The following is a 12,993-nucleotide window of genomic DNA, read 5'->3' as shown; positions in this document are numbered from 1 at the left end:
GAGGACGATGCCGAGCACGAGGACGATCCAGCTCACCGCACTGAGGGGGAGCGCGGTCTCCGCGAGGGGTGCGAACATACGCGATCGGTTCTGCGGGCGCGCCCTTAACCGTTTAGCATCGCCGTCGCGGTCGTGGCGAACGGGCTTTACGCGGGGCGCGCGAAGCGGGGGCGAATGCGCACGATCGGCGTCGTCGTCAACCCGATCGCCGGGATGGGTGGGCGCGTCGGCCTGAAGGGGACGGACGATCGGGTCGAAGAGGCGCGCGAACGCGGTGCGGAGCCGCGCGCACCGGAGCGCGCGCTCGCGGCGCTTCGAGCGCTCGCGGACGCGGCCGACGCGACGGACGCGGGGGACGGACACGGAATCGCCCTGCTCGCGTACGGCGACGCGATGGGCGAGAACGCGGCCCGGGAGGCCGGCTTCGCCCCGACGGTCGTCGGTCGACCAGCGGGTGCGGAGACGACGGCCACTGACACCCGCGACGCGGTGCGCGCGTTCGTCGAGCGCCGCGTCGATCTCGTCCTCTTCGTCGGCGGCGACGGGACCGCGACGGACGTCGCGGACGCGATCGATGAAGCGGGGAGTGAGACGCCGATGCTCGGCGTCCCCGCGGGCGTGAAGGTCTACTCGTCGGTGTTCGCGCGGACGCCGCGCGACGCCGGGCGGATCGCGGCGACGTTCGAGCGGACGGAGCGCCGCGAGGTGAACGACATCGACGAGGACGCGTACCGCGCGGGCGAGGTCCGCGCGGAACTGCGGGCGGTGGCGACGGTGCCGGTCGCCCCGGCGCTTCAGTCGGGCAAGCAGCGCACCTCGGGGAGCGTCGACACCCTCGCGGCCGGGTTCGCCGCGGACGCCGAGGCGGGCGTAACGTACCTCTTCGGGCCCGGCGGGACGGTCGGCGCCATCGAGCGCGCGCTCGGAATCGAGGGGTCCCCGCTCGGCGTCGACGCCTGGCGCGACGGCGAGCTGCTCGTCCGCGACGGGAGCGAGGCCGAGCTCCTCGACGCCCTCGGGGAGCGCACCGTCGTCGTCGTCTCGCCGATCGGCGGACAGGGGTTCGTCCTCGGACGGGGGAACCAACAGCTCAGCCCCGCGATCGTGCGCCGATCGGAGCTCGCGGTCGTCGCCTCGCCGGAGAAGCTCGCGGCGACCGGTGTCCTCCACGTCGATACGGGCGATACGGCCCTCGACGCGGACCTCCGAGGCTGGATCGAGGTCCGGACGGGTCGTCACACCCGCCGGCTCGTGAAGGTCGAATAACGTCCTTAAGGACGTAAGGCGATGGTATACACGGAGAGCACCGCGGCCGTGAGGCGTCTCTACGCGCATCGGTGCGGAATCGTCGAGTCGTTCGGGAGCCCTGTTCGGCGCATCGGGTATTCGAAGCAAGTTCCTTAGAGAATATAATGTGTCGAGCGCAAGATTAAGGTACTGCAGTGGCTACGGTCGAGATATGGAGAGCCGAAAGGTGCAGCGACTCGGGCCGTCGACGCTGGCGATGACGCTTCCCGCGCAGTGGGCCCGATCGCAGAACGTCGAGAAGGGGGACGAGGTCACGGTCCGCGAGAGCGGGAAGGGGACGCTGACGGTGACGCCGGCGTCGGCGAGCGACGACGAGAGCGAGGCGACGATTCACGCCGAGACGTTCGACGCCGCGGCGGTGGAGCGCGCCATCGTCGGCCAGTACGTCCTCGGTCGACGCGTCATCCACGTCACGGACGAGGACACCCTCGACAGCGACCACATCAACGCCGTCTACAAGGCCGAGACGCAGCTGATGGGACTCGGCGTCGTCGAGGAGACCCCCGAGCGAATCACCATCCGCTGTTCGGTCGACCCCGAGGACTTCACGCTCGACAACCTCCTCCAGCGACTGGAGAACACGGGGAGCACGATGCGCGGAGAGGCCGTGAAGGCGCTCGCGCACGGCAACCCCGACCTCGCCGAGCGCGCGCTCAACCGCGAGCGGCAGGCGAACAAGATCTTCGTCCTCCTCCTCCGACTCATCTTCACGGCCTACGAGAACCCGAACCTCGCGCGCGCCGTCGGCCTCGACGACGGGTTCTCGCTCATCGGCTACCGGTCGGTGGCGAAGAACCTCGAACTCACCGCGGACAACGCCGAGGACATCGCGGAGATCGTCCTCGAATCCGACGGCCACACCCTCGACGTCGACAACGCGACGATGCGCCAGATCCGCGAGTTCACCGACGAGGTCGACGAGCTCACGCGCCTCGCCGTCGAGGCCGTCGTCGAGCGCGACTACGCGAAGCACGTCCAATGCCGCGAGCGCTTCGCGCAGGTCGCGGACCTCGAAACCGAGATGCTCGAAGCGCTCCCCGAGATGGAGAACCTCCGCCTGCTCCGCGTGCGGGACGTCCTCGTGAGCCTCCAACAGATCGCCGAGCTCGCCATGCGGAACGCGGAGATCGCCGCGAACCTCGCGCTCAACGAGCAGTCGGCACACACGACCCTGGAGTGATCAGGGCGCGCCGAGGGCGAGCAGGCCGTCGGTCGTCGTACCTCTCGTCGTCGTACTCGTCGTATCCCCTCCCGCCGACGTCTCTCCCGCCGTCGACGTCCCTCCCGTCGTAGTCGTTCCTTCCGTCGTCACCGCCGTCGTGTTCTCCGTCGTCGTTCCTCCCGTCGTGCTCTCCGATGTCGTCGCCGTGTCGGTCTCCGTCGTACCGCCGTCGAGAACGCCGCTGAGACCGTCGCTGGTCGTCGCGTTCGGTCCGTCGGAAACGAAGCCGTCGCGAGAACTCCCGTCGGCGGATTCGTTCGCGGACGCGTTCGACGAGTCGGGCGCGCCCGTCCCGCCGGCCGATGCGTTCGCGCTCGCGTTCTTCGTCCCGAAGATGTCCGTCTCGATCGTCTCCCGGTACGTGAGCCCGTGCAACGGCACGCGTACCCCCTTCGCCCCGTCGACGGAGAGGCGCGCGTAGAAGTCGATGGCGACGTCCGTCTTTTGGTTCCGTCGGAGGTGCGTCACCCACCACTCGTCGATCCGCTCGGTGTCGATGACCGTCTCGGCGCGCACGGTCCGCGTCCCCCCGGGCGGGATGACGACGGTGTGCTCCGTCTCGCCGCTCCCCACCGCGACGTCGTTCATCGTCACGTCGTACCCGATTCCGCCGATGGCGACGGGGACGGGCTTCGGGTTGTGGACGACGAACGAGGTCTCCAGGGGCGTCGACTCGTTCGTCACGTTCCCCCAGTGCGCGCGCGTCTCGTCGACGACGAGGACGGGATCGCTCACGAGCGGGAGGCTGGCGTTCACCGGCCGGTCGGCCGTCGAGTTGAACTGATCGCTGATGTTCGTGGTCACGGTCCGCGTCACGGGAACGACGTAGACGGTGCGTCCGAGGGTGCCCGAGGTGACGTCCGCGGCCACGGAGACCGTCGTCTCCTCGCCGTTCCGGACGTGGCTCGTCCACCACGTCGGGATGCGCTCGTTGCGGATGTAGCTCTCGAAGCGCAGGGTCGTGTTCCCGGTGCTGACCGCGACGCCGCGCTTCTCCCCGCGCGCCAACCCGACGCCGTTCATCGAGACGGTGTAGTCGACGCTCACGCCGCCCAGACGGACCGCGAGCGGGTTCGGGTTGCGGATCGTTAGCGCGGTGTCGACGGTCGTCGTCGTCTCGTCGACGTCCGCGAAGGTGTTCTGCGTCGCCGCGACCGACGGCGCACCGATCCAGCCGAGGGCGACGGCCGCCGCGACGACGCCGACGACGGCGATGAGACCGACGGCGACCGAGCGGCGACGCGTCCCGAACGCGAGCGCGCGGATGTCCATGCGCCGTGAGCGGCCGCGACCGTCGAAAGCCTTGCGTCACGGGACGGGGACCGCAGGCGCTAAGTCGCGGGCGTCGGTATGCGGACGCGTGACAGAGACGACCACTGATGAGGGAATCGGAGTCGGACTGGTCTGCGGTGCGATCGCGACGCTCGGCGCGCTCGGCGTGCTCACGGGGGTCGCCGTCTCGACCGGGTTCGCCGTCGCGGTCGCGTTCGCCGCCCTCTCCGTCGCGGCGTTCCACGCGTTCGCCTGAGGGTCCCGGGACCGGAAACGGTTAAGCACGCGAGCCGTTTACACAGACCCATGACGGAGTACACCGAGGACGAACGCCGCATCCTCGCTTACCTCAACGAGAGCGTCGCGGCCGGCGAGCGGTACTTCCGGGCGAAGACGATCGCCGGCAACCTCGGCCTCACCGCCAAACAGGTCGGGGCGCGCCTCCCCCGGCTCGCCGAGAAATCGGAGGACGTCGACATCGAGAAGTGGGGGCGTTCGAAGTCGACGACCTGGCGCGTCGAACCGGCGTGAGTCGAACCGGCGGTTTTTTGCTCGCGCTGCTTCACCTCCACGTATGACTGTCCGGGTCGAACGGACGTTCGAGTTGGACGTCCCCGCGGCGGACGTCTGGGAGTTCATCGCCGACCCGACGAAGCGCGCGTCGGCCATCAGCGTCGTCACCGGCTACGAGCGCCGTGGTGACGTCACCGTCTGGTTCGTCGAACTCCCCGTCGTCCGGCGGACCATCGAAGTCGAGACGCGCGACGTCGATCGCCGCGAGGGCGAATACGTCGAGTTCGTCGGGAAGTCCTCCGTGCTGAACGTCACCGGAGAGCACGAGATCGAGCCGACCGAGGACGGCTGTCTGCTCCACAACACCTTCGTCGTCGAGGGGAAGTTCCCCGGCGTGGAGTCCTTCTTCAAGCGCAAGCTCGACGACGAGCTCGACAACCTCGAACGGGAGCTCGGCTCCCGGGAGTCGTAGCCCGCGATGCGCCTCGCACTCGCCCAGTTCGACCCCGCGGCGGGCGACGTCACGGCGAACGAGCGGGCGGCACGCGACGCCGTCGCGGCGGCGGCCGACCGCGGGGCGGACCTCGTAGCGCTCCCCGAGCTGTGGGACGTCGGGTACTTCTCGTTCGACGACTACCCGAGCGCCGCCCAGGGTCTCGACGGCCCTCGACTCGACGCCCTCGCCGACGCCGCCGCGGACCACGGGATCGCGGTTCTCGCGGGGAGCGTCGTCGAGGACCTCGAAGCGAGCGCCGCCGCCGGGTTCGAGACCCCCAGCGCCGACGGCTACGCGAACACGAGCGTGCTCTTCGACCGGACCGGCGAGCGCCGCCTCGTCTACCGTAAACGGCACCTGTTCGGGTACGACTCGCGCGAGGCCGACCTGCTCGCGCCGGGCGACCGACTCGACACCGCGGACGTCGGCGGCTTCACCGTCGCGGCGACGACGTGCTACGACCTCCGTTTCCCCGAACTCTACCGCGACCTCCTCGATCGGGGCGTCACGCTCGTCCTCGTTCCGTCGGCGTGGCCGTATCCGCGCGTCGAGCACTGGCGAACGCTCTCGCGGGCGCGCGCCGTCGAGAACCAGTGGTACCTCGGCGCGGTCAACGGCGTCGGCGAGCAGGGCGAGTCACGGCTGCTCGGGCGCTCGACCGTCTACGACCCGTGGGGGACGCCGGTGGCGAGCGCCGGCGACGAGGCGACGCTCGTTGTCACCGACATCGACCCCGAGCGCGTCCGATCGGTCCGCGACTCGTTCCCCGCGCTCGACGACCGACGGTCGTGAATCGGCCGTCGGTAGATAACTTTTTACGCGCGGAGGGCGAATGAAGGGATGCCGACGCGAGACGCTTTTCTCGTCGCGTGTTGGCACTAACGCCCGCACCTCGTCTCCACGCCGACCCCGAGTCGTCCGGAATCCCGCGCCGGACGACCACCGGCCCCTGCCGACAAGGTGGGGCCACCCCCATCGCCTCCCACCGTTCCCCGCATCCGACAGCTCAGTCCGACTCCTCGTCTACGTTCACGTCGATGAGGAGGTCCTGTAGCGCGCTCCGAAGCAGGTAGCGCGTTCGGTCGTTCTCGGCGTGCTCTAAGGCCTCCTCGAGTTTCTCCTGTACCGTCACGGACCGCTCGTCCCCCTCCATGGTCGTCGCGTTCCGAATCGGGACGTATAGGTATGGCGGAGGCTGCGGGAACCGCCGGACCGAACGGGGGCACGTCGCTACCCGTCTCGATCGCTGGCCGCGCCTTCGAGTTCGCCGCGGAGCGCGGCGGCGTCGAAGTCGTGATCGGGGCGGATGGCGACGAAGTCGAGGAACTCCCGGGCGGCGAGCAGCGCCTCGACGTCGAAGGCCGAGCGGGCCGCGCGTACGGCGACCTCCGCGCCGACGAGCGGTTCGAGGACGGCGAGCGCGCACGCGAGGTCGTACGCCTGCGCGGAGCGTTCGACGTCCGCGTCCTCGCGGACCCGGGTCGCATCGATGAAGTAGAGGTCGCCGCGGTGGACGAGGACGTTCTCGGCGCGGAGGTCGCCGTGTGCGAGGCCGTGGTCGTGCATCGTCCGCAACGCGGCGAACAGCTCGGGCGCGCGGGCCTCGATCCCCGCGGCCGGGAGGTCGTCGAGGGTCTCGAAGTCCGGGAGGTACTCCATGACGAGGACGCCGAGGTCGTCGACGGCGAACACCTCGATCGGCTCGGGGACGTTGAGGCCCGCCTCGCGCATCCGTCGCGTCGCCGCCAGTTCGTGTTCGGCCATCTCCACGGGACCGTCGAACGGCTCGAAGAACCCCTCCGCGCCCGCAGAGAAGATGCCGAGGTTCCGCATCCCCGTGAACAGCGAGTGGACGAAGGCGTTCTGCGGGGAGACGATCTTACAAAACCACCGGTCGTTCACGACGGCGGGCGTGGAGAACCAGTTGTCCGCCTCCAGGAACGTGACGCGCACGCGCTCCTGGTCGTAGCGCTCGGCCATCTCGCGGGCGACCGCTTCGAGCGACGACCACGGGACGGTGCCGCGGACGAACTGCCGGAGGCTCATACGCACTGCAACGCCGCTCCGCGTATAGTCCCTTTCGCCCCACACCCGTGGCCGCGACGGCTCGTCCGCGTCGCCCCCGGACTTTTCGGTCGGGCGGACACAGCCGATCGGGTAGGCGTCATGTCGAGCGAACGGGGCGGCTCGGAGACCGGACCGGCGTGGGGATCGAGCGCGATCGGTGACGCGTTCGAGACGCTCGAAGCCGAGAGCGATCGCGCTCTCGCGTTCTCGCGACCCGCTCGAACGGGGTCGAACGCACGCTCAAGGAAACCGCGTGAGCGGCCTACCCGTTTTCCTTCCGTCGGGCGACTCCGCGGGCGCCGTGTCGGACTCCACCGACGGCGCTCGTGACGACGCGAACGCGGCCATCGACACGGTGGCCGACGGGCCGCGAACGCACGTCGACGAGGTGGCGTACGACGCGACGGTCCGAGTAGGCACGAAGAAGGGAGCCGCCGGGCACGTCGCGCCCGGAGATGGGGTTTCAGGGCCAGTTCCCGTTGCCCGTGTAGGCGTCGACGACACGCTGGATGGCGACGACGTACGCGGCGACGCGGAAACTCGGGAGGTCGAGCGTCTCCGCAGCCTCGACGAGGTCGTCGAACGCGTCGACGATGACGGTTTCGAGCTCGTCGTTGACGCGCTCCTCCGACCAGTAGAAGCGCTGGCGGTTCTGCACCCACTCGAAGTAGCTCACCGTCACGCCGCCGGCGTTGGCGAGGATGTCCGGGATCACCGGCACGTCGCGCGCTTGGAAGACGTCGTCGGCATCGGGAGTGAGCGGGCCGTTGGCGGCCTCGACGATGGCGTCGGCCTGCACGTCCGCGGCGAGATCCCCGTCGACGGCGTTTTCGAGCGCGGCGGGGACGAGGAGGTCGACGTCGAGTGTGAGCAGGTCCTCGTTGGTGATGTTCTCGCTTCCCGCGTAGTCGGAGACGGTCCCGGTGTCGTTCTTGAACTCCTTGACCGCCCGCGGGTCGAGGCCGTCCGCGTCGTGGATACCGCCCGATGAGTCGGAGACGGCGACGACGGTCGCACCGAGGTCGGCGATGAGTTCGGCCGCGACGGAGCCGGCGTTGCCGTACCCCTGCACGGCGACGGTGGCGTCGTCGACGGGCGTATCGAGGTAATCGAAGAGCTCGCGCGCGGCGAGCATCACGGAGCGACCGGTGGCTTCGACGCGCCCTTCGCTCCCCCCGTTCTCGATGGACTTCCCGGTGACGACGCCGGGTGCGGTGGTGCGTTCGAGCGTCTCGTAGGTGCTCTTGATCCAGTTCATCTCGCGCTGGCCGGTGTTGACGTCGGGGGCGGGAATGTCGCGGTCCTCGCCGACGAGCGGGCGGATCTCCTCGGCGAACGAGCGCGTGAGGCGTTCGAGTTCGGCGGCGCTGTACTCACCGGGATCGACGACGATGCCGCCTTTCGCCCCACCGTACGGGACGTCGACGACGGCGCACTTGTAGGCCATCCAGCCGGAGAGGGCCTTCACCTCGTCGCGCGAGACGTCGGGGTGATAGCGGACGCCGCCCTTGTACGGACCGCGATCGCCGTTGAACTGCGAGCGGTAGGCCGTGAACGTCTCGAGGGACCCGTCGTCCATGTCGACGGTGAGGTTCGTCTCGAGGACGCGCTCGGGGTGCTTGAGCCGCGTGAGGACGTCGTCGTTGACGGTGGAGGGGAGGTACGACGCCGCGTCGTCGATCTGTTCTTGGAGGTTCGTGAACGGGTTCTCGTCGGAGGCCATACCCGGACGTGTATCCGGTGACCGAAGAAAGATGCGGCCCGCCGATCAGGAGACGATGCGTTCCGCGCGATCGATGAGCGCGTCGTTGCCGAGGTAGATCGGCGTCCGCTCGTGGAGGGTGTCGGGTTCGACGTCGAGGAGGGAGCGCGTGCCGTCCGTGGACGCTCCGCCGGCGGCCTCGACGATGTACGCCATCGGGATGGCCTCGAACTGCGTGCGAAGCTTGCCCGTCGGCCGATCGCGGAGGCCGGGGTAAGCGAAGACGCCACCGTACGTGAGCACCTGATTGACGTCGGCGACCATCGCGCCGCTGTACCGGAGTTTCAGCTCGTCCTCGACGCGACGGGCGTAGTCGGTGAACGCCGCCGTCCAGTCGGGGACGCGACCGCCGAATCCGTAGACGGTCGGGTCGTCGGGGAGGACCGCGGGTTCGTCGTCCCGTCGCCCGTCGGAGGTGATCGCGTACCGCGTCGCGCCGTCGTCCGTTGCGGCCACCATCGTCGTGAGCGGGCCGTAGAGGACGTAAGCGGCGGCGACGAGATCGCGTCCGGCCGCGGGAAGCGGCGCGTCGTAGACGCCGACGATGGTGCCGGTCGGGTTGTTCGCGCTCAGGTTCGAGGAGCCGTCGAGGGGATCGACGCTGATCGAGAGCGGGCCGGATCCGACGTCGCTGACGTCCTCGGCCTCCTCGCTGGCGTACTGGCCGACGGCGTCGAGCCCGCCGAGACGCGCACGCAGGATGTCGTCGGCGTGGATGTCCGCGTGGAGCTGCCGGTCGCCGGTCGCGTTACGGTCGTCGGTCTCACCGGCGCGTCCCGCGAACCCCGCCCGTATCTCTGGCGCGGCCGCGGCGAGCGCGTCGAACACGTCCGCTACCGGCACCGCGTCGGACATCATCATCGGTTCACTATGGCCGTCCTATCGACTTAACCCTTTCCGACGAGACGGCGTTTTCAAGCGGTATAGCGCCCCATACGACGATATTGGAAACTACACTCCGAGTTAATCATATCCGGAGCAGTCACTCGTCCGGCCGATAGGAGCGCGCGGAGTTGGCGACGACGAGGAGACTGGACGCCGCCATGGCGATCGCCGCGAGCAGCGGGTCGACGAGGCCGAGCGCGGCCAGCGGGAGCGTGATCACGTTGTAGCCGAGCGCCCACGCGAAGTTCTGCCGGACGCGCGAGCGTGTCGTCGTGGCGATCCCGAAGAGCCGCCGAACGGAGCGCAAGCCGCCCTCGGTGACGGTGGCGTCGGCGGCCTCCGTGGCGAGCTCGGTGCCGGAGGCGAACGCCACGCCGAGGTCGGCGGCGGCGAGCGCCGGCGCGTCGTTCGTCCCGTCGCCGACCATCGCCACCGTCCCCTCCGCGCCGCGCAGTCGTTCGACGACGGCGGCCTTCGCTTGCGGGAGGACGCCCGCGAAGACGTCGGCGACGTCGGGGTGCGCCTCGAACTGCGACACGCGAGACTGGTCGTCGCCCGTCACGACGACGATCTCCCGGCCGTCGCGGGCGAGCGCCTCGACCGTCTCCCGCCAGTCGTCGCGGGGGGTGTCGCGCGCCGCGAGCACGCCGCGCGCCCGTCCGCCCCAGCCGACGACCGTGGCGATCGCACCGTCGTCCTGCGCGCTCGTGACGGCGCGCGAGACGGCGCCGGGGACGGTCCAGTCCTCGCCCGCGAACAGGTCGGGGTGTCCGACGAGGACGCGCGCGCCGTCGACGGTCCCGATCGCCCCGCGTCGCCGCTCCTCGAAGTCCGCGACGCGGAGCGAGTCCGCCGCGGCGTCACCGTCGTCCGTCGCCCCGTCGGTGACGGCCGCCCCACCGTCGCTCGCGAGCGTGCGCTCGCCGGACGTGCGCACGCCGCGCTCGTCTGCGTGGCCGACGACGGCGTCCGCGACCGGATGGTTCGCCTCGCGCTCGATCGCGGCCGCGTACCGCAGGACGTCGCGCTCGGTCGCGTCGTCGACTGCGACGTCGGTGACGCGCATCCGCCCCTCGGTGAGCGTCCCGGTCTTGTCGAAGGCGACGACGTCGACGTCAGCGAGCGACGCCACGGCGTCCGTGTTCGTCACGAGCACGCCGTCGTCGGCGGCGCGACTCACGCCCGCGGCGACGGCGACGGGGGTAGCGAGGCCGAACGAGCACGGACATGAGACGACGAGGACCGAGACGCCGATCGTGAGCGCCTCGCGGACGGGCGCGCCCGTGAGGAGCCAGCCGCCGGCGACGACGAGCGCGAGCGCGAGCACGAACGGCACGAAGAGCGCGGCGATCGTGTCCGCGAGGCGCTGCGTGCCGCCCGAACCCGACTGGACGTTCCACAGTTGCGCGAGCAGGCGGTCGTACGTGCTCGCCGCGCGCTCGCCCACGCGGACGACGAGGCGGCCGTCCGTGGCGACCGACCCGCCGATGACCGCGTCGCCCGGTCCCCGCGTTTCGGGGACGGATTCGCCCGTGACGAGCGCCTCGTCGACCGCCGCCTCGCCGTCCACGACCGTCCCGTCGAGCGGGACGCGCTCGCCGCGCTTCACGACGACTTCGTCCCCGGGTTCGAGGGCGTCCACGTCCACCTCGTGCGTGCCCGCGGCGTCGCGGACGCGCGCGCTCCTCACGCGGTCGAAGTCGAGATCGCCGATCGAGCCGAGCGCGCGGCGCTTCACGCGGCGCTGGACGAAGTCGCCGAGCGTCACGACGGCGACGATGGCGACCGCGACGTCGAAGTAGATGACGACGCCGCCCGTGGCGACGACGTACATCGAGTAGGCGTACGAGGCGAGCGCGCCGCCGGCGATCAGCACGTCCATGCTCGGCGTTCCCGCGCGTAAACTGACGTACGCCGATCGGACGATCGGATAGCCGACGAGGAAGACGACGATGGTCGAGAGCAGCGGGATGGGGACGAAGACGATCACGTGCGTCGCCGGTTCGTAGAGGAAGGACTCCGAGTAGATGCCGAGGTAGCTCGGGTAGAGGAAGAGGACGTAGATCATCATCACCGACATCGCACCGAGGACGCCGAGAACGGTGCGCAGTTCGTCGCGCCCGAAGCGTTCCTCCTCGGCGGCGGCCGTCCCGACCTCCGGGACGCTCGCCCGATAGCCGAGGCGGCTCACCGACTCGGCGAGCGCCTCCTCGTCCGTCTTCGAGCCGTCGTAGGACACCTTCAGCATCTCCGTCGTGTAGCTCGCTTCGGCGTCGTAGACCCCCTCGCCGGCCCGCGCCGTGGTCTCCAGGAACGCCTCGCAGGCCGTGCAGTGCATCCCGTCGACGGCGAGGAACGCCGTCTCGGCGTCCTCGGGGACGTCGCGTCGGTCCGCGTCGCCGTCGCTCGCGTCTTCGAGGTCGTCTGTGGACACCGCCTCGGGGTCGGCGTCGCCGAGCGTGCGATACACCTCGAGACAGCCGCGACAGCAGAACGTCTCGCCGGCGGCGTCGGTCGCGTCCGTCTCCGACTGGCTCGCGGCGCCGTCGCCGTTCGCGTCGTCGTCGGCCGTCACGGGATCGCCGCGGATCGGGAGGTCGCAGAGGGTGCAGGTATCGGTCGTGTCGGTCATGGTGTCGTGTTACGGCGTCGCGGTGTAGTGTGGGATGTGGAGGTGCGGGACGGGGACGCCGAGCAGGCCGAGGCCCGCGAGGAGCGGGATGAGTCCCAGCAGGACGAACGCGCCGCCGAGGACGCGATGGGCGGCCGCGCGCCGCGCGGCCGGAACCGACCCGAGGACCGTCCCGTAGAGGAACAGCGTCGGAACGGTGCCGACGCCGAGCGCCGCGAGGTTCAGCGCGCCCGCGACGGGCCGTCCCTGCCCGAGCGCGTAGACGAACGCCGGGTAGAGGAGCGGGCAGGGGAGGAAGGCGTGGATCGCGCCGAGGAGGGCGATCCTCGGGCCGGTGGCGTAGTCGTCGATGCGCGAGCTCGCGTACCCGGCGACGCGCGAGAAGACCGCGCTCGTGCCGAGCGAGACCGGGAGGAGCCCGTGGAGCCGATCGCTGCCGAGGACGCGCGTCAGGCCGACGGCGATCACGACGACGCCGACGGCGACGCCGACGACGCCGCGCAGGAGGTCGCCCACACCGCCGAACGCCGCGCCCGCTCCCGCGTAGACGGTCGCGCCGACGAGGCCGAGCAGGCCGCCGACGAGCGCGTAGCTCGCCGTCCGTCCCGCGTTGAACAGCGCGTGTTGACGGAGCTCGAACCACGACGGCCCGCGATCGTCCGAGGGCATCCGCTCGGCGTACGTCGTGACGAGCGGCCCGCACATCCCGAGACAGTGTGCGCCGCCGAGCAACCCCACGAGCGCGAAGAGCGCGAGTTCGGTCGGCGCGACGAGCGGGGGCATCTGTGTACGCGGACCTACGGCGCTCGGGCCTAAACCCTCACCGGGTTCGGCGT

Annotated in this window: 13 protein-coding genes; 6 read left to right on the top strand and 7 right to left on the bottom strand. The window is 70.4% G+C overall.

What is annotated here, in order from left to right:
• Positions 1 to 174 precede the first annotated feature (174 nt).
• Positions 175 to 1,266, top strand: a complete 1,092-nt coding sequence (locus tag IEX91_RS10495; protein WP_188878852.1) for an ATP-NAD kinase family protein — start codon at positions 175 to 177, stop codon at positions 1,264 to 1,266.
• A 193-nt stretch (positions 1,267 to 1,459) separates the two neighbouring features.
• Positions 1,460 to 2,488 carry a phosphate signaling complex PhoU family protein gene (locus tag IEX91_RS10490; protein WP_188878850.1) on the top strand — a complete coding sequence of 343 codons (1,029 nt, stop codon included), beginning with the start codon at positions 1,460 to 1,462 and terminating at the stop codon, positions 2,486 to 2,488.
• On the opposite strand, the gene IEX91_RS10485 is transcribed toward IEX91_RS10490, so the two are convergent.
• The gene (locus tag IEX91_RS10485; RefSeq protein WP_188878849.1) at positions 2,489 to 3,802 is read right to left on the bottom strand and encodes an LEA type 2 family protein; all 1,314 of its coding nucleotides are present in this window, start codon (positions 3,800 to 3,802) and stop codon (positions 2,489 to 2,491) included.
• A gap of 88 nt (positions 3,803 to 3,890) precedes the next feature.
• Between IEX91_RS10485 and IEX91_RS10480 the strand changes: the two genes are divergently transcribed.
• Genes IEX91_RS10480 through IEX91_RS10465 form a run of 4 tightly spaced genes read left to right on the top strand, consistent with a single transcriptional unit; the run spans position 3,891 to position 5,603 of the window.
• On the top strand, positions 3,891 to 4,058 hold the full coding sequence (locus IEX91_RS10480; protein ID WP_188878848.1) for a DUF7525 family protein: 168 nt from the start codon (positions 3,891 to 3,893) through the stop codon (positions 4,056 to 4,058).
• A gap of 50 nt (positions 4,059 to 4,108) precedes the next feature.
• The gene (locus IEX91_RS10475; RefSeq protein ID WP_188878847.1) at positions 4,109 to 4,333 is read left to right on the top strand and encodes a DUF7123 family protein; all 225 of its coding nucleotides are present in this window, start codon (positions 4,109 to 4,111) and stop codon (positions 4,331 to 4,333) included.
• Positions 4,334 to 4,376: 43 nt separating this feature from the next.
• The gene (locus IEX91_RS10470; RefSeq protein ID WP_188878846.1) at positions 4,377 to 4,787 is read left to right on the top strand and encodes an SRPBCC family protein; all 411 of its coding nucleotides are present in this window, start codon (positions 4,377 to 4,379) and stop codon (positions 4,785 to 4,787) included.
• A gap of 6 nt (positions 4,788 to 4,793) precedes the next feature.
• The gene (locus tag IEX91_RS10465; RefSeq protein WP_188878844.1) at positions 4,794 to 5,603 is read left to right on the top strand and encodes a nitrilase-related carbon-nitrogen hydrolase; all 810 of its coding nucleotides are present in this window, start codon (positions 4,794 to 4,796) and stop codon (positions 5,601 to 5,603) included.
• 214 nt (positions 5,604 to 5,817) lie between these two features.
• Here the strand turns inward: IEX91_RS10465 and IEX91_RS10460 are convergent, their stop codons facing one another.
• The 6 genes from IEX91_RS10460 to IEX91_RS10435 all read right to left on the bottom strand — a co-directional run bounded on the left by IEX91_RS10460 (position 5,818) and on the right by IEX91_RS10435 (position 12,940).
• A complete protein-coding gene (locus IEX91_RS10460; RefSeq protein WP_188878843.1) occupies positions 5,818 to 5,964 on the bottom strand; it encodes a hypothetical protein in 147 nt (48 codons plus the stop codon).
• Between the two features lie 77 nt (positions 5,965 to 6,041).
• Positions 6,042 to 6,857 carry an RIO1 family regulatory kinase/ATPase domain-containing protein gene (locus IEX91_RS10455; RefSeq protein ID WP_188878842.1) on the bottom strand — a complete coding sequence of 272 codons (816 nt, stop codon included), beginning with the start codon at positions 6,855 to 6,857 and terminating at the stop codon, positions 6,042 to 6,044.
• Between the two features lie 484 nt (positions 6,858 to 7,341).
• Positions 7,342 to 8,601 (bottom strand): Glu/Leu/Phe/Val family dehydrogenase, encoded by a 1,260-nt coding sequence (locus tag IEX91_RS10450; RefSeq protein ID WP_188878841.1) that lies wholly within the window; start codon positions 8,599 to 8,601, stop codon positions 7,342 to 7,344.
• Between the two features lie 45 nt (positions 8,602 to 8,646).
• Positions 8,647 to 9,495, bottom strand: coding sequence for a class 1 fructose-bisphosphatase (locus IEX91_RS10445; RefSeq protein ID WP_188878959.1), 849 nt, complete (start codon positions 9,493 to 9,495; stop codon positions 8,647 to 8,649).
• Between the two features lie 127 nt (positions 9,496 to 9,622).
• On the bottom strand, positions 9,623 to 12,157 hold the full coding sequence (locus IEX91_RS10440) for a heavy metal translocating P-type ATPase (protein ID WP_188878840.1): 2,535 nt from the start codon (positions 12,155 to 12,157) through the stop codon (positions 9,623 to 9,625).
• 9 nt (positions 12,158 to 12,166) lie between these two features.
• Positions 12,167 to 12,940, bottom strand: coding sequence for a sulfite exporter TauE/SafE family protein (locus tag IEX91_RS10435; RefSeq protein WP_188878839.1), 774 nt, complete (start codon positions 12,938 to 12,940; stop codon positions 12,167 to 12,169).
• Positions 12,941 to 12,993: the final 53 nt, after the last annotated feature.

It is taken from the genome of Halarchaeum nitratireducens, from assembly GCF_014647155.1.
In the GTDB taxonomy this organism is placed as follows: Archaea; Halobacteriota; Halobacteria; order Halobacteriales; family Halobacteriaceae; genus Halarchaeum; species Halarchaeum nitratireducens.
This window is presented reverse-complemented; position numbering and strand designations above follow the sequence as displayed.

Bases quoted from the DNA above. Each gene is read 5' to 3' on its own strand.
- IEX91_RS10470 (WP_188878846.1), top strand. From the start codon at position 4,377: ATGACTGTCCGGGTCGAACGGACGTTCGAGTTGGACGTCCCCGCGGCG.
- IEX91_RS10450 (WP_188878841.1), bottom strand. From the start codon at position 8,601: ATGGCCTCCGACGAGAACCCGTTCACGAACCTCCAAGAACAGATCGAC.
- IEX91_RS10440 (WP_188878840.1), bottom strand. From the start codon at position 12,157: ATGACCGACACGACCGATACCTGCACCCTCTGCGACCTCCCGATCCGC.
- IEX91_RS10445 (WP_188878959.1), bottom strand. From the start codon at position 9,495: ATGTCCGACGCGGTGCCGGTAGCGGACGTGTTCGACGCGCTCGCCGCG.
- IEX91_RS10475 (WP_188878847.1), top strand. From the start codon at position 4,109: ATGACGGAGTACACCGAGGACGAACGCCGCATCCTCGCTTACCTCAAC.
- IEX91_RS10435 (WP_188878839.1), bottom strand. From the start codon at position 12,940: ATGCCCCCGCTCGTCGCGCCGACCGAACTCGCGCTCTTCGCGCTCGTG.
- IEX91_RS10495 (WP_188878852.1), top strand. From the start codon at position 175: ATGCGCACGATCGGCGTCGTCGTCAACCCGATCGCCGGGATGGGTGGG.
- IEX91_RS10460 (WP_188878843.1), bottom strand. From the start codon at position 5,964: ATGGAGGGGGACGAGCGGTCCGTGACGGTACAGGAGAAACTCGAGGAG.
- IEX91_RS10465 (WP_188878844.1), top strand. From the start codon at position 4,794: ATGCGCCTCGCACTCGCCCAGTTCGACCCCGCGGCGGGCGACGTCACG.
- IEX91_RS10485 (WP_188878849.1), bottom strand. From the start codon at position 3,802: ATGGACATCCGCGCGCTCGCGTTCGGGACGCGTCGCCGCTCGGTCGCC.
- IEX91_RS10455 (WP_188878842.1), bottom strand. From the start codon at position 6,857: ATGAGCCTCCGGCAGTTCGTCCGCGGCACCGTCCCGTGGTCGTCGCTC.
- IEX91_RS10490 (WP_188878850.1), top strand. From the start codon at position 1,460: ATGGAGAGCCGAAAGGTGCAGCGACTCGGGCCGTCGACGCTGGCGATG.